26 protein-coding genes and 2 pseudogenes are annotated in these 26,934 nt (G+C 71.0%); 13 read left to right on the forward strand and 15 right to left on the reverse strand.

Features of this window, described 5'->3' with window-relative positions:
* Positions 1-135 precede the first annotated feature (135 nt).
* Both ACZ58V_RS20010 and ACZ58V_RS20015 read right to left on the reverse strand, forming a co-directional pair.
* Complete coding sequence (locus ACZ58V_RS20010; protein WP_382839847.1) at positions 136-924, reverse strand: pectate lyase; 789 nt, start codon at positions 922-924, stop codon at positions 136-138.
* 77 nt (positions 925-1,001) lie between these two features.
* Entirely contained in the window at positions 1,002-1,979 is a 978-nt protein-coding gene (locus ACZ58V_RS20015; RefSeq protein WP_468189101.1) for a pectate lyase family protein, read from the reverse strand.
* A gap of 308 nt (positions 1,980-2,287) precedes the next feature.
* Here ACZ58V_RS20015 and ACZ58V_RS20020 point away from each other — a divergent pair, with 308 nt between their 5' ends.
* Together ACZ58V_RS20020 and ACZ58V_RS20025 are read left to right on the forward strand one after the other, a co-directional pair.
* A complete protein-coding gene (locus tag ACZ58V_RS20020; protein WP_471291158.1) occupies positions 2,288-3,370 on the forward strand; it encodes a glycoside hydrolase family 62 protein in 1,083 nt (360 codons plus the stop codon).
* A 96-nt stretch (positions 3,371-3,466) separates the two neighbouring features.
* Positions 3,467-4,762 (forward strand): extracellular catalytic domain type 1 short-chain-length polyhydroxyalkanoate depolymerase, encoded by a 1,296-nt coding sequence (locus ACZ58V_RS20025; RefSeq protein WP_471291733.1) that lies wholly within the window; start codon positions 3,467-3,469, stop codon positions 4,760-4,762.
* Positions 4,763-4,793: 31 nt separating this feature from the next.
* On the opposite strand, the gene ACZ58V_RS20030 is transcribed toward ACZ58V_RS20025, so the two are convergent.
* The gene (locus ACZ58V_RS20030; protein ID WP_471291160.1) at positions 4,794-5,873 is read right to left on the reverse strand and encodes an NADH:flavin oxidoreductase/NADH oxidase; all 1,080 of its coding nucleotides are present in this window, start codon (positions 5,871-5,873) and stop codon (positions 4,794-4,796) included.
* Positions 5,874-5,991: 118 nt separating this feature from the next.
* Between ACZ58V_RS20030 and ACZ58V_RS20035 the strand changes: the two genes are divergently transcribed.
* Positions 5,992-6,342, forward strand: a complete 351-nt coding sequence (locus ACZ58V_RS20035) for an ArsR/SmtB family transcription factor (RefSeq protein WP_471291162.1) — start codon at positions 5,992-5,994, stop codon at positions 6,340-6,342.
* Here ACZ58V_RS20035 and ACZ58V_RS20040 read toward each other — a convergent pair.
* The gene (locus ACZ58V_RS20040; RefSeq protein ID WP_471291163.1) at positions 6,339-7,682 is read right to left on the reverse strand and encodes an FAD-dependent oxidoreductase; all 1,344 of its coding nucleotides are present in this window, start codon (positions 7,680-7,682) and stop codon (positions 6,339-6,341) included. The two genes, ACZ58V_RS20035 and ACZ58V_RS20040, sit on opposite strands and share 4 nt — an antisense overlap.
* 210 nt (positions 7,683-7,892) lie before the next feature.
* On the opposite strand from ACZ58V_RS20040, the gene ACZ58V_RS20045 reads away from it, so the two are divergent.
* Both ACZ58V_RS20045 and ACZ58V_RS20050 read left to right on the forward strand, forming a co-directional pair.
* The gene (locus ACZ58V_RS20045; protein WP_471291736.1) at positions 7,893-8,360 is read left to right on the forward strand and encodes a DUF6214 family protein; all 468 of its coding nucleotides are present in this window, start codon (positions 7,893-7,895) and stop codon (positions 8,358-8,360) included.
* Entirely contained in the window at positions 8,360-8,560 is a 201-nt protein-coding gene (locus ACZ58V_RS20050) for a hypothetical protein (RefSeq protein ID WP_471291165.1), read from the forward strand. Before ACZ58V_RS20045 ends, ACZ58V_RS20050 begins: the two co-directional genes overlap by 1 nt.
* Before the next feature lie 77 nt (positions 8,561-8,637).
* Here ACZ58V_RS20050 and ACZ58V_RS20055 read toward each other — a convergent pair whose 3' ends face one another.
* The 3 genes and pseudogenes from ACZ58V_RS20055 to ACZ58V_RS20065 all read right to left on the reverse strand — a co-directional run bounded on the left by ACZ58V_RS20055 (position 8,638) and on the right by ACZ58V_RS20065 (position 10,933).
* Positions 8,638-9,144: a DUF6624 domain-containing protein gene (locus ACZ58V_RS20055; protein ID WP_471291167.1), complete on the reverse strand. Its 507-nt coding sequence runs from the start codon at positions 9,142-9,144 to the stop codon at positions 8,638-8,640.
* A 120-nt stretch (positions 9,145-9,264) separates the two neighbouring features.
* Positions 9,265-10,145, reverse strand: a pseudogene (locus tag ACZ58V_RS20060) (IS5 family transposase).
* A gap of 134 nt (positions 10,146-10,279) precedes the next feature.
* Positions 10,280-10,933, reverse strand: coding sequence for a DUF305 domain-containing protein (locus ACZ58V_RS20065; RefSeq protein WP_471291169.1), 654 nt, complete (start codon positions 10,931-10,933; stop codon positions 10,280-10,282).
* 190 nt (positions 10,934-11,123) lie between these two features.
* Between ACZ58V_RS20065 and ACZ58V_RS20070 the strand changes: the two genes are divergently transcribed.
* A complete protein-coding gene (locus ACZ58V_RS20070; protein WP_468189120.1) occupies positions 11,124-12,626 on the forward strand; it encodes an LVIVD repeat-containing protein in 1,503 nt (500 codons plus the stop codon).
* Here ACZ58V_RS20070 and ACZ58V_RS20075 read toward each other — a convergent pair.
* From ACZ58V_RS20075 to ACZ58V_RS20095, 5 genes are all read right to left on the reverse strand, one after another.
* Positions 12,614-13,300: a TetR/AcrR family transcriptional regulator gene (locus ACZ58V_RS20075; protein WP_468189122.1), complete on the reverse strand. Its 687-nt coding sequence runs from the start codon at positions 13,298-13,300 to the stop codon at positions 12,614-12,616. The genes ACZ58V_RS20070 and ACZ58V_RS20075 overlap by 13 nt on opposite strands.
* 175 nt (positions 13,301-13,475) lie before the next feature.
* Positions 13,476-14,165 (reverse strand): HAD family hydrolase, encoded by a 690-nt coding sequence (locus ACZ58V_RS20080; protein WP_468189124.1) that lies wholly within the window; start codon positions 14,163-14,165, stop codon positions 13,476-13,478.
* 9 nt (positions 14,166-14,174) lie between these two features.
* The gene (locus ACZ58V_RS20085; RefSeq protein ID WP_468189126.1) at positions 14,175-14,876 is read right to left on the reverse strand and encodes a phosphatase PAP2 family protein; all 702 of its coding nucleotides are present in this window, start codon (positions 14,874-14,876) and stop codon (positions 14,175-14,177) included.
* 115 nt (positions 14,877-14,991) lie between these two features.
* Entirely contained in the window at positions 14,992-15,927 is a 936-nt protein-coding gene (locus tag ACZ58V_RS20090) for a M56 family metallopeptidase (protein WP_468189128.1), read from the reverse strand.
* Positions 15,928-15,998: 71 nt separating this feature from the next.
* Entirely contained in the window at positions 15,999-16,520 is a 522-nt protein-coding gene (locus ACZ58V_RS20095) for a DUF5134 domain-containing protein (RefSeq protein ID WP_471291172.1), read from the reverse strand.
* A 159-nt stretch (positions 16,521-16,679) separates the two neighbouring features.
* Between ACZ58V_RS20095 and ACZ58V_RS20100 the strand changes: the two genes are divergently transcribed.
* The 3 genes and pseudogenes from ACZ58V_RS20100 to ACZ58V_RS20110 all read left to right on the forward strand — a co-directional run.
* Positions 16,680-18,344, forward strand: a complete 1,665-nt coding sequence (locus tag ACZ58V_RS20100) for an FUSC family protein (RefSeq protein WP_471291173.1) — start codon at positions 16,680-16,682, stop codon at positions 18,342-18,344.
* A gap of 239 nt (positions 18,345-18,583) precedes the next feature.
* Entirely contained in the window at positions 18,584-19,219 is a 636-nt protein-coding gene (locus tag ACZ58V_RS20105; RefSeq protein WP_471291175.1) for a MarR family winged helix-turn-helix transcriptional regulator, read from the forward strand.
* A gap of 187 nt (positions 19,220-19,406) precedes the next feature.
* Positions 19,407-20,249: pseudogene (locus tag ACZ58V_RS20110) on the forward strand (GNAT family N-acetyltransferase); the annotation flags it as partial.
* 5 nt (positions 20,250-20,254) lie between these two features.
* Here ACZ58V_RS20110 and ACZ58V_RS20115 read toward each other — a convergent pair.
* Positions 20,255-20,647, reverse strand: coding sequence for a VOC family protein (locus ACZ58V_RS20115; RefSeq protein WP_468189138.1), 393 nt, complete (start codon positions 20,645-20,647; stop codon positions 20,255-20,257).
* A gap of 70 nt (positions 20,648-20,717) precedes the next feature.
* Here ACZ58V_RS20115 and ACZ58V_RS20120 point away from each other — a divergent pair, with 70 nt between their 5' ends.
* Positions 20,718-21,257 carry a GNAT family N-acetyltransferase gene (locus ACZ58V_RS20120; protein WP_468189141.1) on the forward strand — a complete coding sequence of 180 codons (540 nt, stop codon included), beginning with the start codon at positions 20,718-20,720 and terminating at the stop codon, positions 21,255-21,257.
* A gap of 3 nt (positions 21,258-21,260) precedes the next feature.
* Here ACZ58V_RS20120 and ACZ58V_RS20125 read toward each other — a convergent pair whose 3' ends face one another.
* Complete coding sequence (locus tag ACZ58V_RS20125) at positions 21,261-21,944, reverse strand: glycerophosphodiester phosphodiesterase (RefSeq protein ID WP_468189144.1); 684 nt, start codon at positions 21,942-21,944, stop codon at positions 21,261-21,263.
* Positions 21,945-22,194: 250 nt separating this feature from the next.
* Between ACZ58V_RS20125 and ACZ58V_RS20130 the strand changes: the two genes are divergently transcribed.
* The 3 genes from ACZ58V_RS20130 to ACZ58V_RS20140 are packed head-to-tail and all read left to right on the forward strand — an operon-like array spanning position 22,195 to position 25,459.
* Positions 22,195-23,592 carry a DUF6421 family protein gene (locus ACZ58V_RS20130; protein WP_468189146.1) on the forward strand — a complete coding sequence of 466 codons (1,398 nt, stop codon included), beginning with the start codon at positions 22,195-22,197 and terminating at the stop codon, positions 23,590-23,592.
* 50 nt (positions 23,593-23,642) lie between these two features.
* Positions 23,643-24,392, forward strand: coding sequence for an SDR family NAD(P)-dependent oxidoreductase (locus ACZ58V_RS20135; RefSeq protein WP_468189148.1), 750 nt, complete (start codon positions 23,643-23,645; stop codon positions 24,390-24,392).
* On the forward strand, positions 24,389-25,459 hold the full coding sequence (locus tag ACZ58V_RS20140) for a threonine aldolase family protein (RefSeq protein WP_471291738.1): 1,071 nt from the start codon (positions 24,389-24,391) through the stop codon (positions 25,457-25,459). The genes ACZ58V_RS20135 and ACZ58V_RS20140 overlap by 4 nt, the downstream gene beginning before the upstream one ends.
* A 10-nt stretch (positions 25,460-25,469) precedes the next feature.
* On the opposite strand, the gene ACZ58V_RS20145 is transcribed toward ACZ58V_RS20140, so the two are convergent.
* The gene (locus tag ACZ58V_RS20145; protein WP_468189150.1) at positions 25,470-26,843 is read right to left on the reverse strand and encodes a COG1361 family protein; all 1,374 of its coding nucleotides are present in this window, start codon (positions 26,841-26,843) and stop codon (positions 25,470-25,472) included.
* Between the last annotated feature and the right edge of the window lie 91 nt (positions 26,844-26,934).

Raw genomic sequence — 26,934 nt, forward strand, 5'->3', positions numbered from 1 at the left:
GTGTGGGTGGCATACACCAACTACAAGAGGGAGTGGACGGGGGAGGTCCGCGCAAGCGTGGGGGACGAAGGACGAGGACGTCCGGCCAGACCGCCCGCCGGGACGCCGCGCACGGCCGCCTTCACCGTGGGGGGTCTACCTGTAAGTGACGTCCGAGGTGGAGTACAGGCAGTTCTTGCTGTCGGGTCCCGACCCCACAGCGGTGTTGTTGTTGTACTTCTGGCAGGGGACGACCTTGCGGCCGGAGTCGTTGCGGATCGTGATGCCCCGCAGCGTCGCCGCGTCGTTGCGGTTCACGTTGATGCCGACGATGCGCGCGGTGGAGCCCGTGCCGGTCACGTCGATGTTGCTGAGGTTGACCTTGCGCGTGTACTGCGTGGAGCAGTCGCCGCAGGAGCGGTAGAGCGTCTTGAACTCCTGCACCGCGAAGTTGGAGATGTTCAGCGTGCCGCCGCCGTTGTGCTGGAAGACCTTGTCCGCCGCCTTCTTCGCGCCGCCGCCGATCACCTGGTACGTGGCGCCGTTGCCGCCGCGGAAGGTGGCGGCGTCCTCGCCGACGTCCTCCCACCAGACGTTCTGCAGCGTGCAGCTGCCCTCGCAGTGGATGCCGTCGGCCGCGGGGGCGCCGAGGATGACGTTCTTCAGCACCGCGCCGTCCGCGAGCTTGAAGATCGGGTCCTGGCCCTCCTCCTGGCCGTCACCCGCCAGGGCGCCGGTCCCGTAGTACCGCTTCATCCCGTAGTCCTTGGTACCGGAGACGGAGATGGTGGTGGAGGTGCCCTGGCTGCCGTTGGGGGTCGGCCAGGTGGCGGCGCTCGCCGTGGGCGCGTTGGTAGTCATGATCATGCCAACCGACAGGCCGAGGGTGGCCAGCGCGCCGGTCAGCGCGCGCCTGCGGGCGCGCGGACGTGTCGCAGAAGTCATGTCCCGATTCCTTCTGTCGTCTGAGGGAGTGAGTGATTCGGTGAGGAGCGAGGTGGGGTGTCCGGGCGGACGGGGTGTCAGAGCCTTCCGGCGCCCGCACCCGACGTCACCGAGGTGACGACGGACGAGGCCGGCTCCGCCGTATAGCCGTACGGCGGGCTGGTGAAGCCGCCGACGCGCGAGACCTCGGTCGCGGCTCCGCCGAGGTCGTTGCCGCGCAGGTTGGCGTATCCGTCGACGTCGCTGCTGCGGTTCGTCGTGACCGCGACCTTCGTCGAGCGGAAGACGTTGTTCTCGACCAGCATCTGGGCGCCCATGCGCGAGTGGCAGGCGGTGTCGGCGCCCTCGACGTAGTTGTTGTAGAAGTGCCCGGTGCCGAAGCGCAGGCTGGGGATGCGCGAGTACACGTTGGCGAAGTGGTTGTGGTGGTACGTCACTTTCAGCTTGCCGGTGTCCTGGCTCGCGTTGTTGTCGCTGTGGCCGACGAGCGAGCCCTTGAAGTGGTTCTTGAAGGTGTTCCAGGACACCGTGACGTTGTCCGCTCCGTGGTTGACGTCCAGCAGACCGTCGTAGAAGTCCTTGTCGTGATCACGGTCGGCCGAGAAGGAGTTGTGGTCGATCCAGACCTTGGTGGACGCCTCGACGGTGATGCCGTCGGCGGGCGCGACCGGCTTGCTGATGTTCAGGTTGCGGACGACGACGTTCGAGACCTTCTTCAGCCGCAGTCCGCCGCCGGTGAACCCGGACGCCGAACCCACGCCCAGGACGGTCGTGTTGGACCCGATGTCGACCTGACCGCTCAGCGAGATCAGGCCGTTGACCCGGACGACCTTGGCCGAGTCGCCGGTCACCGCCGACTTGAAGGCGCTCAGTGTGGAGACGGTGACCGCCGAGGCGCTGCCGCCGCCGGTCGTCCCCGCGCCGAACCCGATCGGCGAGGTCTCGGCGGCCCCGGCCGGCTGGGGAACGGCCAGGACCGCCACGGTCGCCAACGCGGACGCGGCGGCGACAGCCAGGGTGGATCTGTGTACGCGTGTGCGTGGGGGAGTACGCATGTGGGGTGCGTCCCTTCGTGGTGCCGTCATGGTGCAGATGGTCATGTACATGAATGACGTTCGCCATGTTGTTCACCGCGCGTGCTGTGTACGACCGACCCGGAGGTCGCGGTCACACTGCTGAACGGAACGTAGGGGGCAAGCGCTTTCTAGTCAACGCCTCGCGCAGAACACATTCGGCCGCTCCTGGTCAGCGCGGGTGGTGTCACGAGGGCGGTGTGGGAGCGCTTCCATGAAGGCCATGTGCATGTCACCATGCCGACGAACGCTTCCCTTCACGAGAGGGCGGGTCGATGAGGACTCCGCGCATGCGTACGTTCGTCGGTGGACTCGTGTTCATGCTGGTGGCCGTCGGCGCCCTTGCCGTGCCGCCCGGACCGGCAGCCGCCGGCACCGCGCGGCCCGGCCGCGAGAGCTCGCTGCCTGGGTCGTTCACATGGTCGTCGAGCGGCCCGTTGATCAGCCCCAGGCCGGACGCGGCCCACCCGATCCTCTCGGTCAAGGACCCGACGGTCTTCCGCTACCGGGACCGCTGGCACGTCTACTTCACGACCGCCGACACCGCCGGACGCTGGAGCCTGGGACACACGAGCTTCACCGAGTGGTCCGAGGCCGCCTCGGCACCGCAGACGTTCCTGGACACCAACCCGAACATCGGTGACCGGTACGCCGCCGCGCCCCAGGTGTTCTACTTCGCGCCCCAGCGGACCTGGTACATGGTCTACCAGACCGGGCCACCGTCCTACTCCACGACCAAGGACCCCTCGGACCCGCTCAGTTGGAGCGCGCCGCGCGACTTCTTCGGCAGTGAGCCGCCGATCGTCACCGAGAACAAGGGCGACGGCGCCTGGCTCGACTTCTGGACGATCTGCGACCGGACGGACTGCTACCTGTTCTTCTCGGACGGCAACGGCCACCAGTACCGCTCGCGCACCAGTCTCGCCGCGTTCCCGAACGGCTTCCGCGACACCGCCATCGTGCTGTCCGAGCCCAACCGCTTCGACCTCTTCGAGGCGGGCAACGTCTACCGGCTCGGCGACGGCAGCGGCTACCTCATGCTCGTCGAGGCGCTCGCGACCGGATCCGACTGGCGGCGCTGGTTCCGGGCCTGGCGGGCCGACAGCCTGGGCGGCGCCTGGACACCGCTCGCCGACACCGAGGCCAACCCGTTCGCCCGCTCCGGCAACGTCACCTTCGAGGCGGGACAGCCGGCCTGGACCAGGGACTTCAGCCATGGCGAGATGATCCGCGCCGGTGTCGACCAGACCCTCACGATCGACCCGTGCCGCCTGCGGTTCCTCTATCAGGGGATGGACCCCGCCGCCAATGGCGAGTACTACCGACTGCCCTGGCGGCCGGCCCTGCTGACCCAGACGAACTCCACCTGCTGAACCGCCGTACGACGTCCTGCGAGCCGCACCCCACAACGGAAGGACACGGACGTGCCTGCCACCCCCCGTCCCACGGCGAGGAGACCGCTGCGGTCGATCCTCCTCGCGCTCGTCGCCGCGCTGCTGCCGATGCTCGCGGCCACGGTGCTCACCGCACCCTCGGCCGCCGCCCGTGAGCCGGCCGGTGGGTCCGCCCGCGAGGAGGCCGTACCCGCCGCGGCCCTCACCGAGGTCACGAACTTCGGTACGAACCCCAGCAACCTGCGGATGTACCTGTACGTGCCGGAGAGCGTCACGCCGAACCCGGCGGTCGTGGTCGCCGTGCACTGGTGCACCGGCTCGGGCCCGGACATGTACAACGGCACCGAGTACGACACGCTGGCCGACCAGTACGGGTTCATCGTGCTCTACCCGTCCGTCACCCGCAGCAGCAAGTGCTTCGACGTCTCCTCGCCCCAGGCGCTGCGCCGCGGCGGCGGCAGTGACCCCGTCGGCATAAAGTCGATGATCGACTGGGTCACCCGCACCTACGACGCCGACACCGGCCGGGTGTTCGCCACCGGCATCTCCTCCGGCGCGATGATGACGAACGTCCTGCTCGGCGACTACCCCGACGTGTTCGCGGCCGGCGCCGCCTTCTCGGGCGTCCCGTTCGCCTGCTTCGCCACCACCGACGGCTCCGAGTGGAACAGCGACTGCTCGGGCGGCACGCTCACCCGCACCCCCAAGGAGTGGGGTGATCTGGTCCGGGGCGCGTATCCCGGCTACACCGGTCCCCGCCCGCGGATGCAGATCTGGCACGGCACCCAGGACGACGTCCTGCGCTACCCCAACTTCGGGGAACAGATCAAGCAGTGGACGAACGTGCACGGCGTGAGCCAGACGCCGACCGCCACGGACACGCCCCAGTCCGGCTGGACCCGCACCCGCTACGGTGGTACGGGTGACCGGGCGCCCGTGGAAGCCATCAGCCTCCAGGGCGTCGGCCACAACCTGTACGCCCATGGCATGGCGTCCCGAGTGCTCACCTTCTTCGGCCTGGACAGCTCGGGCCCGGCGCCGCAGCCCCAGCCCGGCGCCTGCAAGGTGACGTCCACGGTCAACGCCTGGAACACCGGCCTGACCGCGTCCGTGACCCTCACCAACACCGGTACGACGACGGTCAACGGCTGGAAGCTGGGCTTCACGCTCCCCGCCGGCCAGACCGTCACGGGCGGCTGGGGCGCCACGTACGCTCCGTCGTCCGGGGCGGTCACCGCCACCAACGTGACGTACAACGGCACGATCGCGCCGGGCGCGAGTGTGAGCATCGGCTACCAGGCGAGCCACGGCGGCAACAGCGCCGCTCCGGCCGGGTTCACGCTCAACGGGAAGGCGTGCACGGCTGGTTGACGTACCAGCTGCTCCGAGATCCGGGTGCCGGTCAGACCGACCGGTGGTACTGGTCCGGCACCCGGACCTCACCGCCGAGTTCCCGCGCCGCGTGCCGGGCCCACGAGGGGTTGCGCAGCAGTTCCCGGCCCAGCAGGACCGCGTCCGCCTCGCCGTTGGCCAGGATCTTCTCGGCCTGCTCGGCGTCGGTGATCAGTCCCACCGCGGCGACCGGCAGGGTCGTCTCGGCCTTCACCCGGGCGGCGAAGGGCACCTGGTAGCCGGGGCCGGTGGGGATCCGGGCGCCGGAGGCGTTGCCACCGCTGGAGACGTCCAGCAGGTCGACGCCGTGGGCCCGCAGGTCGGCGGCGAAGCGGACGGTGTCGTCCGCGGTCCAGCCGCCGTCCTCGAGCCAGTCGGTCGCCGAGATACGGAAGAACAGCGGCTTGTCCTGCGGCCACACCTCCCGTACGGCGTCCACCACTTCGAGGGCGAAGCGGACGCGGTTCTCGTACGAACCGCCGTAGGCGTCGGCGCGGTGGTTGGAGTACGGGGAGAGGAACTCGTTGATCAGGTAGCCGTGGGCGCCGTGGATCTCGGCGATCTCGAAACCGGCGGCGAGGGCGCGGCGGGCCGCGGCAGCGAACTGTCCGACGACGTCCTTGATCTGGTCGACGGTCAGCTCGGCCGGGACCGGATGCCGCTCGTCGAACGCGAGGGGGCTCGGCGCCACGGAGTCCCACCCGTACGCGTCCGGGCCGACCGGGGCGCCGCCCTTCCAGGGCTGGTCCGTCGAGGCCTTGCGGCCGGCGTGTGCGAGCTGGATCGCAGGCACCGTGCCCTGAGCGGCGAGGAAGCGGGTGATGCGGCGGAACGCCTCCACCTGCGTGTCGTTCCAGATGCCGAGGTCGTACGGGGAGATGCGGCCCTCCGGGGACACGGCGGTGGCCTCGACGATGATCAGGCCCGTGCCGCCGGCCGCGCGGGCGGCGTAGTGCGCGAAGTGCCAGTCGTTCGGGGCGCCGGCCTCCGGGCCCTCCGGTGCCGCCGAGTACTGGCACATCGGGGGCATCCACACCCGGTTCGGGATCGTCACATCGCGCAGGGTGCAGGGCTCGAAGAGCGCGGTCACGGCGGACTCCATTCATTGCGGGGCCGGTGTCGACTCGTACGATAGGCATCGTAGTACGGTGGATGTCAAACTACGATGGTTCTCGTACTATGGAGGTCCCCCAGGAAGTGGAGTCACCATGACGTCCCCCGCCGTGAGCAGCCGCGCCCTGCGGCATCCCGAGTGCGACGAGATCCGGCTGGAGGAGGTGCTGCACGCGCTCTCCGAACCGATGCGGTTGCGGATCGTGCGGGAGCTTGCCGCGGTGAGCGGGGAGTTGTCCTGTTCGCATTTCGATCTGCCGGTGACGAAGTCCACGACCACGCATCACTTCCGGGTGCTGCGGGAGAGTGGGGTGATCCGGCAGGTCTACCGGGGGACGGCGAAGATGAACGGGTTGCGGCGGGATGATCTGGAAGGGCTGTTTCCGGGGCTGTTGGACGCGCTGCTCGATGCGGCGGGGAGGCAGGCCGGGAGGCTTGCCCCTTAAGGAACCTTGCTGTGTGCGGCGTTCAGCAGGGACTCCCAGTCCGGAAGCTTGACCACTCCGCGTCCGAGCGACGCTCCCAGCTTCGCCTCAGCTCGTTCGATCGACTGCCAGCCCGTCCACTCGACCGGGTCGGCGCCCGCCGCGCGCAGGGCCGTGAGCGTGTCCTGGGGGACGTCCCCGGCGGCGAGGAGCGGGGCGTCCTCCAGGAGGGACATCGCCGTTTCCTTCGCGCAGGGCCGGTTCGTGCCGATCACGCCCGTCGGGCCGCGTTTGATCCAGCCGGCCACATACTCGCCCGGGGTGACGACGCCCTCGCGCAGGACCCGTCCGGCCAGGTTCGGCACGGTGCCGGTCTTCGCGTCGAACGGCAGCCCCTCCATCGGCACTCCGAGGTAGCCCACCGAGCGCAGCACCAACTGCGCCTCGATGTCCTCGTACCGGCCCGTGCCCGTCACACCGCCGTGCCCGTCCGGTGCCGTCCGCTCGAACCGCACCGCGCCCACGTGGCCCTGCTCGGCGAGCAGTTCGACCGGTCGGAGGAAGAAGCGCAGGTGGATCCGGTGCGGGGCGTCTGCCGGCGGTGACTCGGCCCAGCCGCGCACGACCTCCACGTTGCGCCGCTGCGGGGCGGGCAGCGCGGACGGGTCCGTGTACCCCGGGTCCGGCGCCAGCTCCGCCGGGTCCGCGACGACGTCGGTCCCCGGCAGGGTGCCCAGCTCGCGCAGCTCCTTGGTGGTGAAGCGGGCCTGGGACGGGCCGCGCCGGCCCACCATATGGATCTTGGTCACCCGGCTCGCCGCCAGCGCGGTCAGGGCCGCCTGCGGCATGTCGGTCGGGCTGAGCTCGGCCAGCCCCCGGGCCAGCATGCGGGTGACGTCCACGGCGACGTTCCCCACGCCGATGACCACGGCCGACCGCGCGTCCCGCAGGAAGCCGCCGTCCACGGCGTCCGGGTGCGCGCTGTACCAGGACACGAACTGCGTCGCCGACCAGCTCCCCGGCAGGTCCTCCCCGGGAATGCCCAGATGCCGGTCCGTGGCGGCGCCCACGCAGTACACCACCGCGTGGTAGAGCTCCCGCAGCCGGGCGGCCGGCACCCCGCCGGGGCCCACCTGCACACCTCCGAGGAACCGGACCCGGTCGTGCTCCAGGACCGCGCGCAGATTGTTCTGCAGCGACTTGATCTTCTCGTGGTCGGGTGCCACGCCGTAGCGGACCAGGCCGTACGGGCACGGCAGCCGGTCCAGGACGTCGACGCACACCCCGGAGTCAAGCTGGACGAGGCTCTGGGCGGTGTAGCACCCGCTCGGCCCGGAGCCTACGACGGCGACTCGCAGCACGGCGGAACTCCTTACCCGTGGGATCCCGGGGGATCTCCGGAGAGCGCTGATGTCTCCAGCATCGCACCGGCCGGGCTCCGCTGACAGGGTGCTGTGCTCCGACCGGGGTGCGTGTCGGATCTATAGCGAATGTGATCATGCGGTTACGTTCCGTGTGTGCTGGAAGCATCCTTTCTTAATCTTTCTGATCGCTCTCCGGTGGACAGCGCGGTGTCCGTGCGGCCCGCGTGGGAAGTGCGGGAGAACGAGGACGCCACGCGGTGGTTCGATGTCCGGATCGCCTTCACGGACGGCGCCCACGTCGACGCGCTGGTGGTCGTGGCCGGCGGATGCGTCGGTGTCGAGGACGTACGCGCCCTGCCCGCGCTGTCCCTCGACGACCTGGCGGTGCTCGCCGACTGGTTCGAGGAATCGCTGGCCGAGGCGTGCGGCGCCGGTGCGGGCCCGGCTCCCGAGGGATGTGCGAGCCCGGGGCGCCGGGCCCGGCCGGTCTGGCCGGGCGGCGCCGAGGGGCGGTGGCTGGTGGCACAGGAGTACCGCGCGGCCCAGCAGGACGGTGCGGACCCGGTCCTCGCCGTGATGTGCGCGACCGGGCACAGCCGCCGCAAGTCGCTGAGGCTGATCGGCCAGGCCCGGGACGCGGGCCTGCTCGCGCCCCGTCGCGCACGGCCTCAATGATGTTCGGCAACGACATCGTCTGGCGTGTCAGGATTCTTGCGGCGCCGAATATATCGAAAGAACTCCACCGCACCGGTTACCGCGAGCCCGACGCCGACGGCGACAGCGAGGAGGGCAAACCGTGGGAACTGGCGGGCGAGAGCTACCTCGCCGCCGCGCCGGGTGTGCACGCCGCCGCGCTGGAAGTCCTTACCGCCTGAGGGCCTGTCCAGTGGATCATTGCCCGCGGCGGGTGAGCCCGGGCAGTGATCCACCGGACCCGACCGGGAAGGGGGCGTCAAGCCATGGAGAATTGGGCGACGTACTCGTCGAAGGGCTCGATGCCGACTTCCGCACGGAGTACGTCCATGCGCTCGGGCTCTTCACAAGGCCACGGGACCGGCGCCCCGTCCTTCACGCCGGCGATCTGAGTTCCGTAGACCTGCTTGCGGCCCTCATTGACCAGCGTGCGGTCGCGCAGGAAGGCCAGCTCGCGCGGGCTGGCCGAGCCTGCCGACACCGCCTGCTGCATCAGCTGGAGGGCGCGACGCTGAACGTCGAGCTGCCGGTCGGCGTGCTGAGCGATGAGCCATGCCGCGCGTGCTGCCTCCTCGCCGACCAGTTCCGCCGTCGGCCAGCCGTACTCGTCCATGATCTCGTTGAGCCGGTCACCGTGCCGGGCAGTTAGTCGCCGCCAGGCCAGCTGCTCGGCGGGGTCGTCGCTGTTCGCGCGGACTGCCAACTGGTGATCGGCCGCAGCCATATCCGTGAGTTCCGCTGTCAGTGCGGCAACGTCGTGCGTCACTCTCAACTCCCAGGTCGGATCCGTGCTTTGTGTCCGCCCGCAAGCCTAGAGGCGCAAATCGGGTGTAAAGATCATTCCGGAGAATGGTGACAGGCGCCTCGCCGCACCGGGATAATGGATCTACCCCCGCAGCCAGAGCCGGATCGCTGCGACGGTCACGGTGCCCTGGAAGACGTAGACACGCTTGTCGAACCTCGTGGCAACGGCCCGGAAGTTCTTGAGGGCGTTGATCGTGCGCTCGACTTCGTTTCTGCGCTTGTAGATCGTCTTGTCGAAGCCGGTGGGCCGTCCGCCCTTGCTGCCGCGGCGTTGGCGGTTGGCCCGCTGGTTCTTCGGCTCGGGGATGGTGTGCTTGATCTGCCGTCTGCGTAGGTATCGGCGGTTACGCCGTGAGGAAAAGGCCTTGTCGCCGCCGAGGTGGTCTGGCCGGGTGCGGGGGCGTTTGCCGCTGAGCCGATCGACGCGGATGCGTTCCATGACGGGGATGAGCTGCGGGGCGTCGCCCCACTGGCCCGGGGTGATCAGCAAGGCCAGAGGGCGGCGTCCACCTTCTCCGGCGAGGTGAATCTTGCAGGTGAGGCCGCCCCGGGAGCGTCCGAGTCCCTCGTCGGGGCGGTGCTGCCGGGGCGTGCGTCTTTTCCCGGCACCCGCGGTGGTTTCTTGCGTGCTCCGGCGGCGTGCTGATGGGCCCGGCAGGTGGTGGAGTCCACGCTCACCATGGACCAGTCGATGCGGCCCTGGGCATCCGCGTCAGCCAGGACGGCCGCCTAGATCTTGTCCCACGTGCCGTCCGCCGACCAGCGTCTGTGCCTCTCGTACACGGTCTTCCACTTGCCGAACCTCGCAGGCAGATCCCGCCACGGCACCCCAGTCCGGTTCCGGTACAGGACCCCGTTGATGATCCTGCGGTGGCTTGCCCAACGCCCACCGCGCTGACCGGCCTTGGGCAGATGCGGCTTCAGCCGGGCCCATTCCTCGTTCGTGAGATCTCCCCGCCCCATGAACATGCCAACGTGCCGTCGCGCGAGAAGTCACATGATCCGCCGGACAGGCCCGAGGGATGTCCGGATCCATCTTCCTCATCGCCGACGTCGACGTCCGTGCGGGAGGCTTGGGCCCATCGGCGTCCACGGGTTCAGAGCATGTCCCGCATTCGCGTGATCTCGCTGGTCTGCTGGGCGATCACCTCGTCGGCCATCTCCTCGACGCGGATGTTGTTGCCCTGCCCCTTCACCTCCGTGGCCATGGTGATCGCGCCCTGGTGATGGGTCGTCATCAGGGTCAGGAACAGGTGGTCGAAGGCCTTGCCGTCGGCCGCGCGGAGCTTCTTCAGCTGGGCCTCGGTCGCCATGCCGGGCATCGTGGCGTGCTCGTGCCGCTCGGCCTTCAGGGGCTTGCCGTACGACTTCAGCCAGCCCTTCATGGCCTCGATCTCGGGCTTCTGGCCGGCCGCGACGCGCTCGGCGATGCGCTTCACCTTGCTCGACTCGGCACGCTTCGGGGCGAGTTCGGTCATCACCAGGGCCTGGGCGTGGTGCTCGATCATCATGCGGGCATAGGAGACGTCCGCCGCGTTGGGGGAGTCGTTCTCCGGGTTCTGGTCGGCGGCCTCTTCGGCGGACAGGGTGCGGTTCGCCTCGCCGGGCTCGCCCGGCGCGATCACGGCGGGCCCGTCGGCGGCGGCCGGCTTCCGGTCCGGACCGGAGTCACAGCCCCCGGCCGCGAACACGGCCAGGGCGACCAGTCCCGTCGTGACGGCGGACGCACGAGACACGCGGCGGAAGAGCACAACGACCTCCTGTGGTAGGCGAGTTGGGACGCACCTCGTGTTGCGGACGGCGTACTGGCACGCTTCCGCGGGTCATTGATCGCAAAACTTCATTGCGATTCTGTTGCCCCCTGTTGGTATGTGCATGGCGAAGACGATACTGCGTGGTGCGTGAACCGTTCCGCAGTGAACGGAACCAGGGAGGAAAACAGTGATCCTGTTGAACGACCGCAGAACACGCCGCAGACGCCTGGGCGTCGTCGCGGCCGCCGGTGGACTGCTGGCCGCGCTCCTCACAGCGGCACCGGCAGGGGCCACCCCCGACCCGGGGGACGCGCCGCCCGCGCCGAAGAAGGTCTCCAAGAGCGCCCAGGCCGAGGTCCGTGAGGCCATCGAGAACGGCGAGATACCGGCCCAGGACGAGATCGTCCACTCCGACAACATCCAGCACCTGGCATTCGTCCCCAAGGACGTGCTCCAGGGCACGAACTCGGACCTCGCCTTCCAGGGCAGGTACGCGTTCGCGGGCAACTACGACGGCTTCCGCATCTTCGACATCAGCAACCCCAAGGCACCGAAGACCGTCGCCCAGGTGCTGTGCCCCGGCTCGCAGAACGACATCTCCGTCTCCGGCGACCTGCTGTTCCTGTCCACCGACTCCTCGCGCAGCGACAGCAGTTGCACCAGCACCACCCAGCCGGCGACCGAGAAGTCCTCGTGGGAGGGCATGAAGGTCTTCGACATCAGTGACAAGCGCAACCCGAGGTACGTCGCCGCCGTCGAGACCGCCTGCGGCTCGCACACCCACACGCTGGTGCCCGAGCGCCGGAACGTCTACGTCTACGTCTCCTCGTACTCGCCGAACGCCGCCTACCCCGACTGCCGGCCTCCGCACGACGGCATCTCCGTCATCAAGGTGCCGCGCAACGCCCCCGAGAAGGCGAAGGTCGTGGGCTTCCCCGTGCTGTTCCCCGGTGAGGGACCGGACGGCGGCGGCAACCCGGGCGGACCCACCAACCCGGGTGTCTCCAAGACCACCGGCTGCCACGACATCACCGTGCTGCCGTCGAAGGACCTGGCCGCGGGCGCCTGCATGGGCGACGGCATCCTGTTCTCCGTCAAGGACCCGGAGCGCCCGAAGGTCATCGACCGCGTCCAGGACAACGTCAACTTCGCGTTCTGGCACTCGGCGACCTTCAACCAGAAGGCCGACAAGGTCGTCTTCACCGATGAACTGGGCGGCGGCGGCGCGGCCACCTGCAACGCGGAGATCGGACCGAACCGCGGCGCCGACGGCATCTACGACATCGTCGGCAAGGGGGACAAGCGCAAGCTCGTCTTCCGCAGCTACTTCAAGATCCCCCGCCACCAGGCGGACACCGAGAACTGCGTGGCCCACAACGGCTCGCTGATCCCGGTGAAGGGCAAGGACCTGATGGTCCAGGGCTGGTACCAGGGCGGTGTCTCCGTCTGGGACTTCACCGACTCGGCCAAGCCGAAGGAGATCGCCTACTTCGACCGCGGCCCGCTGACCACGGACACGATCAAGTCGGGCGGCTCATGGTCGGCGTACTACTACAACGGCTACATCTGGTCGAACGAGTACGCCAGGGGCTTCGACGTACTGAAGATCGACGACCGGCGCACGGACCCGGCCCGCCGGGTCCACCTGCGTGAACTCAACGTCCAGACACAGCCGGACTACTTCGACTGACCCTCCGGGCCGTACCCCGGTACGGCCCCGGTCGCGAAGAACCGCGACAGATCCCGGTCGCCCGTCCCGTCGGAGGCTCCGGTCTCCGGCGGGACACCCAGCTCCCAGTCGAGCCGGTAGCGCGTGAACAACTCGGCCCGCAGCACCGGGACCGGCATCGGCGCCCCCGGCACCAGCGCCGCGTACACGGCGCCCATCAGCAGGGCGCGCAGCATCGGGTAGTCGCCGTCGACGTCCCGCGACCCGAGCCGGGCGACGGTGTCCCGCAGCAGTTCGGCCAGCCGCCGCTGCTCCGGGCAGGGCACGAAGCCCTCGGCCTCCAGCAGCCCGGCCATGTGCTGGCGCATCAGCACGGGCCGGTCCCCGGCCAGGCCCAGGATCGCGTCGATGGCCCGCGCCATCCGCTCCCGGCCGTCCTCGGTGCGCGGCTCGCGCTCCAGCGCCTCCTCCAGCGTGCGGTGCATCAGCCGGTGCACGGCGGACTGCACGAGCTGGCGCTTGCCGGGGAAGTAGTACGAGACCAGACCGCGCGCCGAACCCGCCCGGTCGGCGATGTCGCCGAGCGTCGTCGCCTCGAACCCGCGCTCGTCGACCAGCTCGACCGCCGCCTGCAGAAGCCGCTCCTTCGAACGTCTCCGCAACTCTTCATTGACCGAGGCGCTGCGCGGGGACATGCTGTAACTCCTGCGTTGACTGGCTGCCAGCCAACTATACTCGGAGCGTCCGGCCGGGGCCGCGCGGTCTCAGCCGGGGATGCCGTCTGCCTCGGGCGACACGGGGGATCGTCCGAGGCGGGCGAGCAGGGGGCCAGATGGTCGCCTCGGGCTGCTTGTTCCGGCGGTGCGACCCTCAGCTCACCAGATCCAGGACCGGCCGCAGCCCGTCCGGCCGGTCGGTCACCGGCAGATGGTCCACGAAGTGCACCCCGCAGCCCAGGGCCGTGGCGCCGCCGTCCGCCCTGCGGTCGTCGCCGACCATGAGGGTCCGGAGCGGATCGGCGCCCAGCGCCTCGCAGGCGGTGGCGAACAGCCGCGGGTCGGGCTTCTGGATGCCGTGCTCGTACGACAGGACGTACACGTCGATGTAGGGATCCAGGCCGTGCGCGCGGAAGACCGGGCGCAGGTCCCAGCCGATGTTGCTGACCACCCCGACCGGGATGCCCCGCTCGCGCAGGGTGCGGAGCACCTCGACGGCGTCCGGGTACGGGGCCCAGGCGTCCGGGTTCATGTGGCGGTCGTACAGCGCGTCGTGCAACGTCGGGTCGGGCAGCGTGACTTGGCGGGAGACACCGGTGTACGCGGCCCGGTGCAGCTCGGCGCTCTGGTCCCGGATCTGCCAGGCGCCGGCCAGTTCCTCCGGCACCCGCGCGGGATCGCCACCGCCCGGCAAAGCGCCCGCGGCCTCCAGCGCCCGCGCCGCGGCGGTCACCTCCGCCTCGGCGAGCCGGATGGCGGAGGCGGCCAGGGTGCCGCGCAGCCAGGAGTCGGTGGACTCGACACGGAAAAGGGTCCCGGAGAAGTCGAACAGCACGGCGGTCATGGGGTGATCCTACGAGGACGCGTCTGGCTCCCGCGGGTGTTCACGGATGCCGGCGCGCTGGTGCACCCACACCGCCAGGGCCACGACCAGCGCGCCCAGCAGCCAGCCGCCCAGCACGTCCGACGGCCAGTGGACGCCCAGCCAGACGCGGGTCAGCCCGACCCCGATCACCGAGACGACGGCCACGGTGAGGGCCGAACGCCACACGGCACGGCTCACACCGTGGCGGTGCAGGAGCCACAGGAGGAGGCCGCACACGACTGTGGCGGTCATGGCGTGGCCCGACGGATAGGCCGAATAGTGGGCCGAGTCGACGGGGTCGGGCCAGACCGGGCGGGGACGGTCCACAGCCGCCTTGAGAGCCTGCTGCAGCAGCGTGCCCAGCGTGACGGCCAGCGCCAGCCACACTGCCGTCCAGCGCTCAGCGAGCCGCATGACGAGCCAGACGACGACGGCCGCGCACAGCAGACGCATCGTCCACGGATCCCACACCCAGTCCGTGAGGATGCGGAACGTCTGTGTGATGCCGGGTTCGTCGACCGCCCAGCGGTGGGTGGTGCCGGAGATGTCTCCGTCCGTGGTGATCAACGGGCTCCATCTGACCGCGACGAGGGTCAGCAGCAGAGCCGAGCACAGGGCCAGGAAACCGGCGGAACCGGCGGCGGTGCGGTGCTCGGGACGGGGCGGGGAGTCGACGGACGGGGAGTGCATGATGCGATCCTCGCCGAACCGGGGGGTCCGGATCCAGTGCGGCGGCGATCTTCCGGCCCGGGGACCACATGCTTCGGCCACCCCGAGGCCCCGGCGCCCGGGCCACGTCCGGCGGCTATCCCAGCGCCCGCAGCCCCGGTACGAACGCCAGCAGCACCGGCGCCACGGGCACCAGCGCGGCCGCCGCGGTCAGCCGCAGGCGGTGCGCCGCGGTCAGCCGGTCCGGGGGAGTGAGCAAGCGGTGCACCCGCGCCGGGACATGGGCCTGCGGTGTCGGGCAGGGGCCGAACACACCGCGGTGCTCGTTCAGTTCGACCAGGGCGAGGGCCGTGGTCAGACGGCCGAAGCGGCGGGAGGCCGTGTCGTCGGCGGCGAGTTCGACCAGGCGGTGCATCTCGTCGCGGAACGCGGCGAACACCGGCACCTGCGGAAAGCCGCCCGCCAGAGCGGAGGAACAGTTCAGCAGCCAGTCGTGCCGGGCCCGTGCGTGCCCCTGCTCATGGGCCAGTACGGCATCCAGCTGCCGGCCCTTCAGCCGGCGCAACGCGGCCGTGGTGACGACCAGTTGCGGCGGGGCGCCGGGCAGCCACCAGGCGTCGGGCCGCTCGCTCTCCAGGACGACGAGTCGACCGGACACGGTCACCTCGCCCGGCAGCAGCGGGGCCCGGACCAGCAGGTCGGCGCGCCGGCGGCGGCGCCGGGCGCGCGCCCGGCCGACCTCGCGGACCAGCATCGCCGCGCTCCACAGACCGCCGCAGGCCAGCGCCACCGCCGTGGTCGCCGCCCAAGGGCCCGCCGTACCGAGGGCATAGGCCTCGACGGCGGCGTTCGGAGCCGTCGCGAAGACATGCCCGCCGACCGCGTGCCAGGCCGCCGCCGCGCTGAGCGTCATCGACAGCGCACAGCACACGAGTACGGCCGCCACCGCGCACTGCCACACCCACAGCGCCACCACCGGCTCACGATCCGGCCAGTCCGCCCGGGCGAGTAGCCGGGGAGCCACCACGGCGGTCAGGGCGCCGAGCAGCAACAGTGCCGCGGGGAGCATCATGGGACGCAGCCTATGAGCGAGGCGCCGCCCAGGGGTACGAGTTGTGCCGCCAAAGTGACGCAGGCAACGGATCACAGCGTCAGCAGCATTGTCACCATCGCGATCCCCATGGACAGCCGGCACGCCCGCGCCAGCTCCGGCGGGTCGCCCCACCCGGTGGACCCGACGCTCCCGGCCACGGCGGGCACCGGCACCAGCCGGACGCCGGTCAGCAGCACGTATCCGGCGAAGTAGAGCAGCAACGCCCCCGTCAGGAGCGGGACTCCCGATCCGCCCTGACCGTGCGCGTGTGCGGGAGAGCCCGCCATGACGACGGACATGTAGACCATCGCCCCGGCGCCCGCCAGATGATGGAGATGGCGCGCCCCGGCCCGCGCCGCCCACAGCGCGTGTACCGCTGCCGCCCCGAACACGGACGCGTACGCGAGCCAGGCCCACGAGGGCGGGGAGAACACCGCCGCCGGCACCGCCATCGCGGCCATCCCGAAGCCCATCAGCGCCTCGCCGCCGCTGCGCATCCGCACCAGGCAGTAGCCGCCGGTCACCGCGCAGAGCGCCACCAGCAGCCAGCCGGACGAAGCCGGTCCGTGCACGCGCACCTCCCCGCTCGACAGTCGGTCGTTCGATGCCCCGGCCATGCGGCGCGCACGCGAGCGCAGAGATGTACACGGGGAGCATTCGACGGAGCACGGCAGGTGAGCGGCTCGGTCCCATGATGTTTCACGAGTAAAACACCTGCTAATGTTGTGGGAATGAGCAGCGCGAACCCCCCACCCGCCTCCCCGCCCGCCCGGCGTCTTCCGCTGGCGGGCGTGCTGCGCGTCGGCCGGCCCTCCGAGATCTGGTTCAAGCCCGCGCTGAGCGTGGTCGCGTCGATCGCCCCGCCCAACCTCACCCTCCTGGCGCTCGGCCGGCTCGACCTGGCGATGTACACGATGGCCGGGGCCCTGTGCGCGCTCTACGCCCACAACCGCCCCTACGCCGCCCGGGCCGGGGCCCTGGTGTGGGTGGTGCTCGGCATGCTCGGCGGGCTCGCCGTCGCCCTGGTCGCCGCCTCGCTCACCGGCAGCGCCGTCGTGCTGGTCACGGTCGGCGCCCTGCTGGCCGCCGCGCAGAAGGTGCTGTGCGACGCCGCCCGCGTCGGCCCGCCGGGCAATGTCGTCCTCACGTTCGTCAGCTCCGCCTCGCTGTTCGCGCCGCAGACCCTCGACCGGGTCCCCGGTCATCTGGCTCTGGCCGCCGCGACGGGCGTCTGGGCCTGGCTGGTCTGCATGGCGCCCGCGCTGGTCCGGCCGCACGGCCCGGAGCGCCGTGCCACCGCCGGTGCGCTGAAGGCCGCGGCCGCGTACGCCGACACGGGCGGCACGGGCGAGGGCCACGCCCGGGCCCGTGCCGCGGGCTACGCCGCCGTCCAGGCCGCCTGGCAGTCACTGCTGTCCACCGGCGCGCCTTCCCGGACCCGGCGCGCCCTCGAACGGCTCGTCGTGCGGGCCGAGGTCGCCCTCGCGGCGCCGGCGGAGGCGGACGCCGGACGGCTGCGTGCGTGGGCCCGCGCGCTGCGCGGTACCGGGCCCGTCCCGCAGGCCGGTCTGCCGAGGGCGGCCGCCGACGAACTGCTCGGTGTGGACGCGGCCCGCTCCCTCTGGACCCGGCTCGGCCCGCTGACCCCGCTCGGGGTGCGCACCGCGCTCGGCTGCGCGCTCGCCGGCTACGCCTCGCTCGCCCTCGGTATCGGCCGCCCCTACTGGGCCCTGGTCGCCGCCGCCTCGCTCTACCAGGCCAATATCGCCCTGACCTGGAGCCGGGCCGTCCAGCGGGTCGTCGGCAACGTCGTCGGAGTGCTCGTCTTCGCGGCCGTCGCACCGCTCGCACATCTGGGCCAGGCGGTCCTCGTGCTGTGCTGCCTCGCGTTCAGCTTCGGTGCCGAGCTGCTGATCAGCCGCAACTACTGGCTCGGCAGTGTCTGCGTGACCCCCATGGCCCTGCTCATCACCGAGTTCGCCGGATTCCAGGAGCCCGGCGAGCTGATGACGGAGCGCGTCGTGGACACCGTCGTCGGCGCCCTGGTCGGCTTCGTCGCCGCCGTGGCCGTCACCAACCGGCGCGCGGGCGACCGTGTCGAACGAGCCCTGACCACCGCCGACCGGGCCCGCGAGCACGCCGCCCGTCTCCTGGCCGAGCCGGACCCCGACGCAGCCGCCCTGGAGTCGGCCCGCCGCGGCCTCGCTGTCGCCCTGGTCGACCTGCGGGCCACCGCTGACGCCGCGGCCGGCGAATGGTGGCAGCGTGCCCTGCCCCAGGAGCGGGTCGTGCTCGCCGAGCAGTCCGGACACCGTACGCTCGCCGCTACGGCACGACGCCAGGGGCTGCTCCCGGACCGGGGCACGGGCACAGAGACGGAGGACGCACGGCCATGACGGCGACGGAAGGACCATCGCTCACGGGGGACGAGTCGGGATTCGGACCGCGACCGGCGGCCGGGGCCGGGCGGGCGGGGGGCGACCTGGCCAAGGGGCGTACGGCCGACCGGGCGTGGACGGCCGGAGGGGATCTGACTCACGGGAGGGCATCCGACGGGGCGCGCGCGACCGGAGAGGAATCGGCCGGGCGGGCCCATGGGGCCGGGGACGGCCCTGTCGGCGGGACAGCGGGCGACATGGCTCCCGCGGCAGGAGGGGAACGGGTCGGCGGGACCCACGGGGAGCATGCGGCCGACGGGATCGGTACGGGCGGAGGGGAGCCGGCCGGCGAGGCCCCTGCCGTCGAACCCGCCCCGGCCGGTGGCCGGCGGGGCGACACCGTCGCCGGTGTCGTTCGGCAGTGGCGGGCCGTGCACCCCGGGCTCGACACCGGGCCGATGGAGGTCATCGGCCGGATCAACCGCTGTGCCGCACTCCTTCAGCAGGCCGAGGACGCACCGCTGCGCCGGGCGGGTCTGAGCCGCCCGGAGTTCGACCTGCTGGGCGCGCTGCGCCGCACCGGGCACGAACTGACCCCCGGGGAGCTGGCCCGGGAGACCTTCTCCTCGGGCGCCGCCGTCACCAAACGCCTCAAGCAACTGTCCGAACGCGGCCTGGTGGAACGCCGGAGCGACAGCCGCGACCGCCGCGTCGCCCACCTCCGCCTCACCGACGCCGGACGCGAACTCGTCGACGGTGTCCTGCCGGCCCAGCTCGCCTACGAGACAGCGGTCCTGTCCGGCCTTGACGCCCCCGAGCAGGGTGAACTCGCAGCTCTTCTAGGAGAGTTGCTCGGTCAGCTGGAGGGTCGCCTGGGCGCGCTGCGGGGTTGAACCGGACCTGCCTCGCGGGGGCGTCCGCTCCCACCGGAGTGCCGCACCGGCTCCGACGTACCCTCACCCCGTACCGCACCGCGTGGCGGCCTCCAGCTCCTCGTCTGCCCGGAGGTACCCCAGGCCCGCACTCGAGGTGCGCCCCTTCCGCCGAGCCGACCGCGACCAGCTCACCGACCTGGTCAACATGCATGTGGCGGCCGTCGTCCCCGGCGTCTCCGTCTCCGTGAACACCGTCCTCGGCGACCTGGAGCGGCAGCCCGGCGAGTTCATCACCGACCCGTGGGTGGCCGAGCGTACGACGCTCGTCGCCGAGCAGCGCGGGTGCGTCGTCGCCGCGGCCCATCTGCTGCGCTACCGCGCCGATGCCGAGGTCGGGGAGACCTACCGGGACGCCGCCGAGATCAACTGGTTCGTGCACCGTCCGACGGCGTCGCGCTGGCCGGACTCCGACCGGGCCGCCGACCTGCTGATGCGGGCGTGCCTGGCACAGCCGGCCCGCTGGGGCGTCCGTGTCCGACACGCCGACGGCGCACTGCCCGCCCCGTTCGTCTACGGCCTGCCCCGCAACTGGCCCCACATCCGGGCCGTCTACGAACGCGCGGGGTTCCGGCACATCGGGGACACCGAGGTCATCCTGATCGCCCGGGTCGCCGACCTGCCGGCGCACGAACCCCGGCCGGGCGTCACGGTCGCCCGCACGCTGGGGGAGTGCGGCACCCGCTTCACGGCCTGCGCCGACGCGCGCCCCCTCGGCTTCGTCGAGGTGGACACGGCCCTGGCCCGCCCGGAACGGCACGCCCGCGCCGCGGGCCTGGCCGACATCGGCGACCTCCACGTCGACCCCGCGCAGTACGGCACCGGCCTGGAGCACTGGCTTCTGGCCCAGGCCGCCGACTGGCTCCGCCGGTGCGGCGTCGACCGGCTCGTCGCCTGTGAAACGGCCGCCGACAGCACCAGGCTCGACTTCCTGGCGGGCGCGGGCTTCCGTGAGCCGACCCGTACCGACCGGGGCTGGGAGCACCGCCCGCGACCTCAGATGCCGGGCCGGTACCGCATCGGGTGGTCCGCAGGGACCTCGACCAGGACGATCGGCGTGCCGTCCGGGTCCGCGATCCACATCTCGACCAGGCCCCACGGCTCCTTCACCGCCGGCCGCACGATCTCGACGCCCTTCGCCCGCAGCTCCTCCTCCGCCGCGGCCACGTCGTCGACCTGGAACCACAGGCGTACGGCGGGCGAGGGGGGAGTCTCGGACCGGCCCGCGACCTCGAGGAAGCCCCCGCCCGTGAAGTAGACCGTGCCGCGCTCGGAACCCGTGCCGAACTCCCGGTAGACGGCGAGGCCGAGCTGTTCGCCGTAGAACGCACGGGAGCGCTCGGGGTCGGACGGGCGGAGCAGGATTCGGCTGCTGAGTACATGCACCATGCACGAGAGCCTAGTGGCGGGGCTACTCTCATCCATGCCCGAGCCACGCCCCGAACGGAGACGTACGCCCATGGACACCGCCGCCACCGGACTGACCTTCCGCGATGCCACCGACGCCGATGTGGACGAGCTGGTGGCGCTGATCGAGTCGGCGTACCGGGGCGACGACAGCCGGGCCGGGTGGACCACCGAGGCGGACATTCTCGAGGGGCAGCGGACCGACCCGGAGGGCGTGCGGGCCGTCATCAAGTCGCCCGACAGCCGGTTGCTGACCGTGGAGCGGGAGGGCCGGGTCGTCGCGTGCTGCCAGCTCGAGCACCGCGGGGACCACGCCTACTTCGGGATGTTCGCGGTCAGCCCCCGGCTCCAGGGCGAGGGCCTCGGCAAGGTGATCATCGCGGAGGCGGAGGGGCTGGCCCGCGCGACGTGGGGCGTGACGGAGATGCACATGACCGTGATATCCGTACGCGACGACCTCATCGCCTGGTACGAGCGGCGCGGCTACCGCCGTACGGGACGGATGACCCCCTTCCCGTACGGCGACGAGCGCTTCGGCATCCCGCAGCGCGACGACCTGGAGTTCGAGCTGCTGATCAAGGAGCTCGGCTAGCGGCTAGGCCGTGAAACGGCCCGTGCGCTTGATGTCCGGGTGGTCGGTGGTCGCGCCGTCCAGACCGAACGCCCGGACCAGCCGCAGATGGTCCTGCGTGTTCACCACCCAGCCGATGATCTTCAGATCGGACTTGCGCGCACGCTCGACGATCTCCAGGGTGAGCCGGCGGATGTTCAGGCAGACGGTCTCGGCGCCGACCGCCACGGCGCGGTCCACGATGTCGGTGCCGTAGCGGCTGGCGATCAGCGCGGTACGCACCCCCGGCACCAGTGGCTTGATCTCGGCGATCGCCTCGTCGTGGAACGAGGACACCTCCACCCGGTCGGCCAGCCCGCGCCGGTTCATCACCTCGGCCAGGGCCCGGGCCGCCTGCGCGTCCTTGATCTCCGCCTGGATCGGTGTCTGGACGGCCTCCAGGACCTCCTCGAAGACCGGCACCCGCTCGCCCCGGCCCGCGTCCAGGGCGCGCAGCTCGGCGAGGGTCTTCTCGGCGATGGGCCCGCTGCCGTCGGTCGTGCGGTCCACGTCCGTGTCGTGCATGACGACGAGCGCGCCGTCCTTGCTCAGATGCAGGTCGAGTTCTATGGCGTCGAGACCCGCCTCCTGGGCGGCGACGAAGGATCGGAGGGTGTTCTCGGGTTCCACACCCATGATTCCGCGGTGACCGATGGTGAGGAAGTTCAAGACGCGACTCTCTTCCGTCGACAGGCGGTACTGGGGGCCTTACGGCCCACCTGGACCGTATCGCCTGCACCCGCCCTGTGCAGAGGGCGAGGGCATGGTCGGCGTACATCCGGGCACAAGCAGGGCCGACAGGAAAAAGTGCGGTGAGGGCCAGGGTGAGGCAGGATAATTTCCCGAGCTTTTCCTTGCTGGGAGGAACCCCGTGTGTATACGGTCGGGGTACGAGAGATTCTCCCGTGGAAGGTGGGACATGACGGAAATTCTTGTGCAGGTGGGTTCGGAGGACCTGGTTCCTCCCGTGGCCAGGGTGGTGGAGCACCCGGCATGGCCCGTGCTCAAGGATGCCGTGGAGCGGATCCGGCCATGGCAGTCCAAGGACGGGTCGATCGACTTCGACGCCGAGGGCGCGCCGGACCCCGCCGACGCCGAGCTGGCCGTCCGCCGGGCCGCCGACGCGGTACTGGAGCTCTCCCCGCTGCTCCCGCACGACGCCGCCTATCACGAGGCCCTGGTCAAGGACCTGCGCCGGTGGGGCGACGGCGGCTTCGAGGTGCCCGACTTCCTCGACTCCCTGCTGGCCTTCCAGCCCGCCGCGAGTCGCGCGGACGGCCTCCAGCACCTGGTCGTCTTCCCGATGTACACGCAGAACGGCAATCCGGACCGCAATCTCGAAGCGGTCGTCCTGCGCATGGTCTGGCCGGACTGGCTGTCCGAACTGGAGCGCACGCGCTACGACAACCCGCTGTTCTGCGGCATCACGTTCGAGGACTTCACGGCCGGCTACGACACCAACTCCGCCGTCCTGTTCCCCGAGACCATCGCCGTGCGGGAGGCACCCGAGCGGTTCAGCTGGGGCGGCATCTTCTGCGACCGCGAGGCCGCCCGCTTCCGCCGGGTGACCGACGCCGCGGTCGACATCCTGGGCCTCGATCTGCCCGAGGACGTCGCCGCGATGGTCCACGACCAGAAGCGCTGCGAGGAGGCGTTCGTCCTGTGGGACATGGTCCACGACCGCACCCACAGCCACGGCGACCTGCCGTTCGACCCCTTCATGATCAAGCAGCGGCAGCCGTTCTGGATGTACGGCCTGGAGGAGCTGCGCTGCGACCTCACTGCCTTCAAGGAGGCCGTGAAGCTGTCGGCCGAGGGCGTCCCGCAGGCCCGTGACGTGCAGGTCGCGGTGCTCCTCGACCGGATGTTCCGCTTCCCGGTCACCGGCGAGCGCGTGCGCAACTACGACGGCCTCGGCGGCCAGCTTCTCTTCGCCTACCTGCACAAACACGACGTCGTCCGCTGGACCGACAACAAGCTGACCATCGACTGGGAGCGTGCCCCGCAGGTCACCAACCAGCTGTGCGCCGACATCGAGCAGCTGTACCGCGACGGCATCGACCGTCCCAAGCTCGTCCACTGGTTCGCCGGATACGAGCTGGTCTCCACGTACCTCTCCCCGCACCCGGGCTCGAAGTGGGCCAAGGGCCCCGAGGCCCTGGACGTGACACAGCCGCCGCGGAAACTCGTCGATGACGTGCTTCCGGACGAGTTTCCGCTGAGCATGTTCTATGAGGCACTGTCCAAGAAGCTGAAGAACGTGATCGCCTCCACCAAGGGCATCACGGCGGACAGCGCCGAGCGGATCGCCGCGTGAGCGGCGGAATCATCCGCGGAACCGGGAACACTGCTCAGGAGGCGAAGAAGATGGCGGGGAACGGAGCTCTCAGCGGTGCGGTGATCGCGGTGGCCGGTGCGGGCGGGCCCGCGGGCCGGGCGGCGCTGCTGCGACTGGCCGAGGCGGGGGCGACCGTCGCCGCCGCCGACAACGATCCCGAGCGGCTCGCGGAGGCCGTGGACGCGGCCCGCTACGCGTCGGGCGGCGCCACCGTCACCGGTGAGCCCGTCGACCTGCTGGATCTCCAGTCCACCCGTGACTGGGCCACGCACATCGAGAAGGACTTCGGCCGCGTCGACGGCGTGGTCCACCTCGTGGGCGGCTGGCGCGGCAGCGAGACCTTCACCAAGACGAGTCTCGACGACTGGGACTTCCTGGAGCTGCTGCTGATCCGCACCGTGCAGCACACGTCGCTGGCCTTCTTCGAGGCCCTGCAGCGCAGCGAGCGCGGCAGGTATGTGCTGATCAGCGCGGCCGGTGCCACGAAGCCGACCGCGGGGAACGCCTCGTACGCCGCCGCCAAGGCCGCCGCCGAGGCCTGGACGCTCGCGCTGGCCGACGCCTTCCGCAAGGCGGGGGGCGCCGAGGGCCCGACGTCCGCCGCTGCCATCCTGGTGGTGAAGGCGCTGGTGCACGACGCGATGCGCGCCGAGCGACCCAACGCGAAGTTCGCGGGCTTCACCGACGTCAGGGACCTGGCCGAAGCCGTCGTGGGTGTCTGGGACAAGCCCGCCGCCGAAGTGAATGGAAACCGTCTGTGGCTCACCGAGAAGCCGTGAACCCGCCGAAGACCGACGCGCGCCGCCATCACGACCCGGACGTCCGCGGTTTCGCCAGCGACAACTACGCCGGCGCCCACCCGGAGGTGCTCGCCGCCCTGGCCCTGGCCAACGGCGGGCACCAGGTCTCGTACGGGGAGGACGCGTACACCGAGAACCTCCAGAGCGTCGTCCGCAGCCACTTCGGCGCCACGGCCGAGGCGTTCCCGGTCTTCAACGGCACCGGCGCGAACGTCGTCGCCCTCCAGGCGGTCACCGACCGCTGGGGCGCGGTGATCTGCGCCGAGAGCGCGCACATCAACGTCGACGAGTGCGGGGCTCCCGAACGGGTCGGCGGCCTGAAGCTGCTCACCGTTCCGACGCCCGACGGCAAGCTCACGCCCGAGCTGATCGACCGGCAGGCGTACGGCTGGGACGACGAGCACCGCGCGATGCCGCAGGTCGTCTCCCTCGCCCAGACCACCGAACTGGGCACGGCCTACACGCCGGACGAGATACGCGCCATCTGCGAGCACGCCCACGCGCACGGCATGAAGGTGCACGTGGACGGCTCCCGGCTGGCCAACGCCGCCGCCACCCTGAACGTCCCGATGCGGACGTTCACCGACGCCGCCGGCGCCGACCTCCTCTCCCTGGGCGGCACCAAGAACGGCGCCCTGTTCGGCGAGGCCGTCGTGGTCCTGAACCAGGACGCCGTCCGCCACATGAAGCACCTGCGCAAGCTGTCCATGCAGCTCGCCTCCAAGATGCGCTTCGTGTCGGTGCAGCTGGAGGCCCTGTTCGCCCGGGACCTGTGGCTGCGCAACGCCCGCCACTCCAACGAGATGGCCCAGCGCCTCGCCGAGGGCGTACGCGCCGTGCACGGGGTGGAGATCCTCTACCCCGTGCAGGCCAACGCGGTGTTCGCCCGCCTTCCGCGCGAGGTGACCGAGCGTCTGCAGAAGCGGTTCCGCTTCTACTTCTGGGACGAGGCCGCGGGCGACGTCCGCTGGATGTGCGCCTTCGACACGACCGAGGAGGACGTGGACACGTTCGTGGCGGCACTCAAGGAGGAGATGGCCCGCTGACCCGCGTCGTTCATCGGTTGACGACGATCTCCGCCCTGTTGTTGCGCAGGTTCGGGTCGAACTCCCTGATGGACAGCTCCGGGTCGTCGTTGAGGGTCTCGACGGTGGTGCGTGCCCCGCGCACCACCCGGTCGATCCGCAAGGGGATCTCGAAGGTGTACGACGCCTTGTCGTGCAGGTGGATCGGCGTCCGGCAGAAGTGGGTCGTGCCGGCCGCCCCTTCCGGCAGCGACCAGCAGCGCTCCTCCGACAGGTTCACGGCCGTGGTGCCCTCCGGCGCCCGGAACCTCACCGTGGCCACGGACGCGCCCGCGCCCAGCGACGCCACCCAGGCCGGGCCGCGGTTGTGCACGGTGACACGGGCGGTCACGGTGTCACCGGCGCCACCGCTCACCCTGCTGCCGGTGAGCCTCAGGTCGGCGATGTTCCGGGCGTCGAGGATGACGGCCCGGTAGTTGTCCTGAGGGTCGATGTCGGGATCCGTCGCCGTGGCCCCGGCGGCGGCCACCGGACGCAGGTCGAGCTCGGACCCCGTACCCCGGGTCCACGTCCACTCGCCGCGCATCTCCGCGAGCGCCTCGTCCGAGTAGGGATGGACGGAGTGGTCGAACCGCTCGTACATCGCCTTGCGCCCGACGCCCAGTGCGGTCTTCAGCGCGTACTGCTGCCCGGGCGCCACCACCTCGTCCAGCACGCACAGCGCGGACGTGCCGGTTTCGTGCTCCCGGTACTCGCAGTTCGCGTGCCGCTCCTTGAATCGCAGCCCGTACGAGGCGTTGAGCCAGAGCAGGGTGCGCTCCGCGGTGCGGTTGCCGCTGTTGGACAGCGTCGCCCGCACGCTCGTCTGCGAGCCCGGCCTGAGGTCTCGCTGGTGGTCGGCCTGGCTGAGCCCGAGGTCCGGCCCGTTGCCCACGCCCACCCGGGTCTCGCCCGGGTGGGACGCCGCCTCCCCGGCGGTGGCCGAGTAGCGCACATGGCCCGATGCGCTGACGTCCGCCCCCGGCAGCGCGCGCAGTTCGAACGTCGCGGCCGGCACGCTGTCCGTCCCCACCGGCATCTCCGGGACGGCACAGACCGCCTTGGCCTCCGACTCCGGAGCGCAGTTCGCGGGCCATGACACCCGCGCGAACGCGGCGATCTCACTCACGTCGACCGTCAGGTGCCCGGCCGGCAGGCTGTCGTCGGCGACATCGCGGCTGACCTGCACGGACAGAGTGCGCGCGGGCGCGTCACCGTTCGCGTCCGCGCCGGGCAGCACCGTCTCGTACGGTGCGCTGATCCACAGCTGGTTGTCGATGGCGTGCGCGGGCACGGCCCCGACTCCGGCCGCAGCCAGGGCGCAGGAGGCGAGCGCGGCGCCGAGCAGGCGGTGTGGGTCTTTCATGTCTTCCCCCCAGTCACAGATCTGCGGAGGCCGAGACCGGTGGCGCGGAGGAAGGGTTGTGGTCGGGCCGGTGGTTGCGGCGGTGGTCAGC

This window comes from Streptomyces sp. NPDC040589, assembly GCF_055594445.1.

Bases quoted from the DNA above. Each gene is read 5' to 3' on its own strand.
- ACZ58V_RS20010 (WP_382839847.1), bottom strand. From the start codon at position 924: ATGACTTCTGCGACACGTCCGCGCGCCCGCAGGCGCGCGCTGACCGGC.
- ACZ58V_RS20015 (WP_468189101.1), bottom strand. From the start codon at position 1,979: ATGCGTACTCCCCCACGCACACGCGTACACAGATCCACCCTGGCTGTC.
- ACZ58V_RS20020 (WP_471291158.1), top strand. From the start codon at position 2,288: ATGCGTACGTTCGTCGGTGGACTCGTGTTCATGCTGGTGGCCGTCGGC.
- ACZ58V_RS20035 (WP_471291162.1), top strand. From the start codon at position 5,992: ATGACGTCCCCCGCCGTGAGCAGCCGCGCCCTGCGGCATCCCGAGTGC.
- ACZ58V_RS20050 (WP_471291165.1), top strand. From the start codon at position 8,360: ATGTTCGGCAACGACATCGTCTGGCGTGTCAGGATTCTTGCGGCGCCG.
- ACZ58V_RS20075 (WP_468189122.1), bottom strand. From the start codon at position 13,300: ATGTCCCCGCGCAGCGCCTCGGTCAATGAAGAGTTGCGGAGACGTTCG.
- ACZ58V_RS20080 (WP_468189124.1), bottom strand. From the start codon at position 14,165: ATGACCGCCGTGCTGTTCGACTTCTCCGGGACCCTTTTCCGTGTCGAG.
- ACZ58V_RS20085 (WP_468189126.1), bottom strand. From the start codon at position 14,876: ATGCACTCCCCGTCCGTCGACTCCCCGCCCCGTCCCGAGCACCGCACC.
- ACZ58V_RS20090 (WP_468189128.1), bottom strand. From the start codon at position 15,927: ATGATGCTCCCCGCGGCACTGTTGCTGCTCGGCGCCCTGACCGCCGTG.
- ACZ58V_RS20100 (WP_471291173.1), top strand. From the start codon at position 16,680: ATGAGCAGCGCGAACCCCCCACCCGCCTCCCCGCCCGCCCGGCGTCTT.
- ACZ58V_RS20105 (WP_471291175.1), top strand. From the start codon at position 18,584: ATGGCTCCCGCGGCAGGAGGGGAACGGGTCGGCGGGACCCACGGGGAG.
- ACZ58V_RS20115 (WP_468189138.1), bottom strand. From the start codon at position 20,647: ATGGTGCATGTACTCAGCAGCCGAATCCTGCTCCGCCCGTCCGACCCC.
- ACZ58V_RS20120 (WP_468189141.1), top strand. From the start codon at position 20,718: ATGGACACCGCCGCCACCGGACTGACCTTCCGCGATGCCACCGACGCC.
- ACZ58V_RS20130 (WP_468189146.1), top strand. From the start codon at position 22,195: ATGACGGAAATTCTTGTGCAGGTGGGTTCGGAGGACCTGGTTCCTCCC.
- ACZ58V_RS20135 (WP_468189148.1), top strand. From the start codon at position 23,643: ATGGCGGGGAACGGAGCTCTCAGCGGTGCGGTGATCGCGGTGGCCGGT.
- ACZ58V_RS20145 (WP_468189150.1), bottom strand. From the start codon at position 26,843: ATGAAAGACCCACACCGCCTGCTCGGCGCCGCGCTCGCCTCCTGCGCC.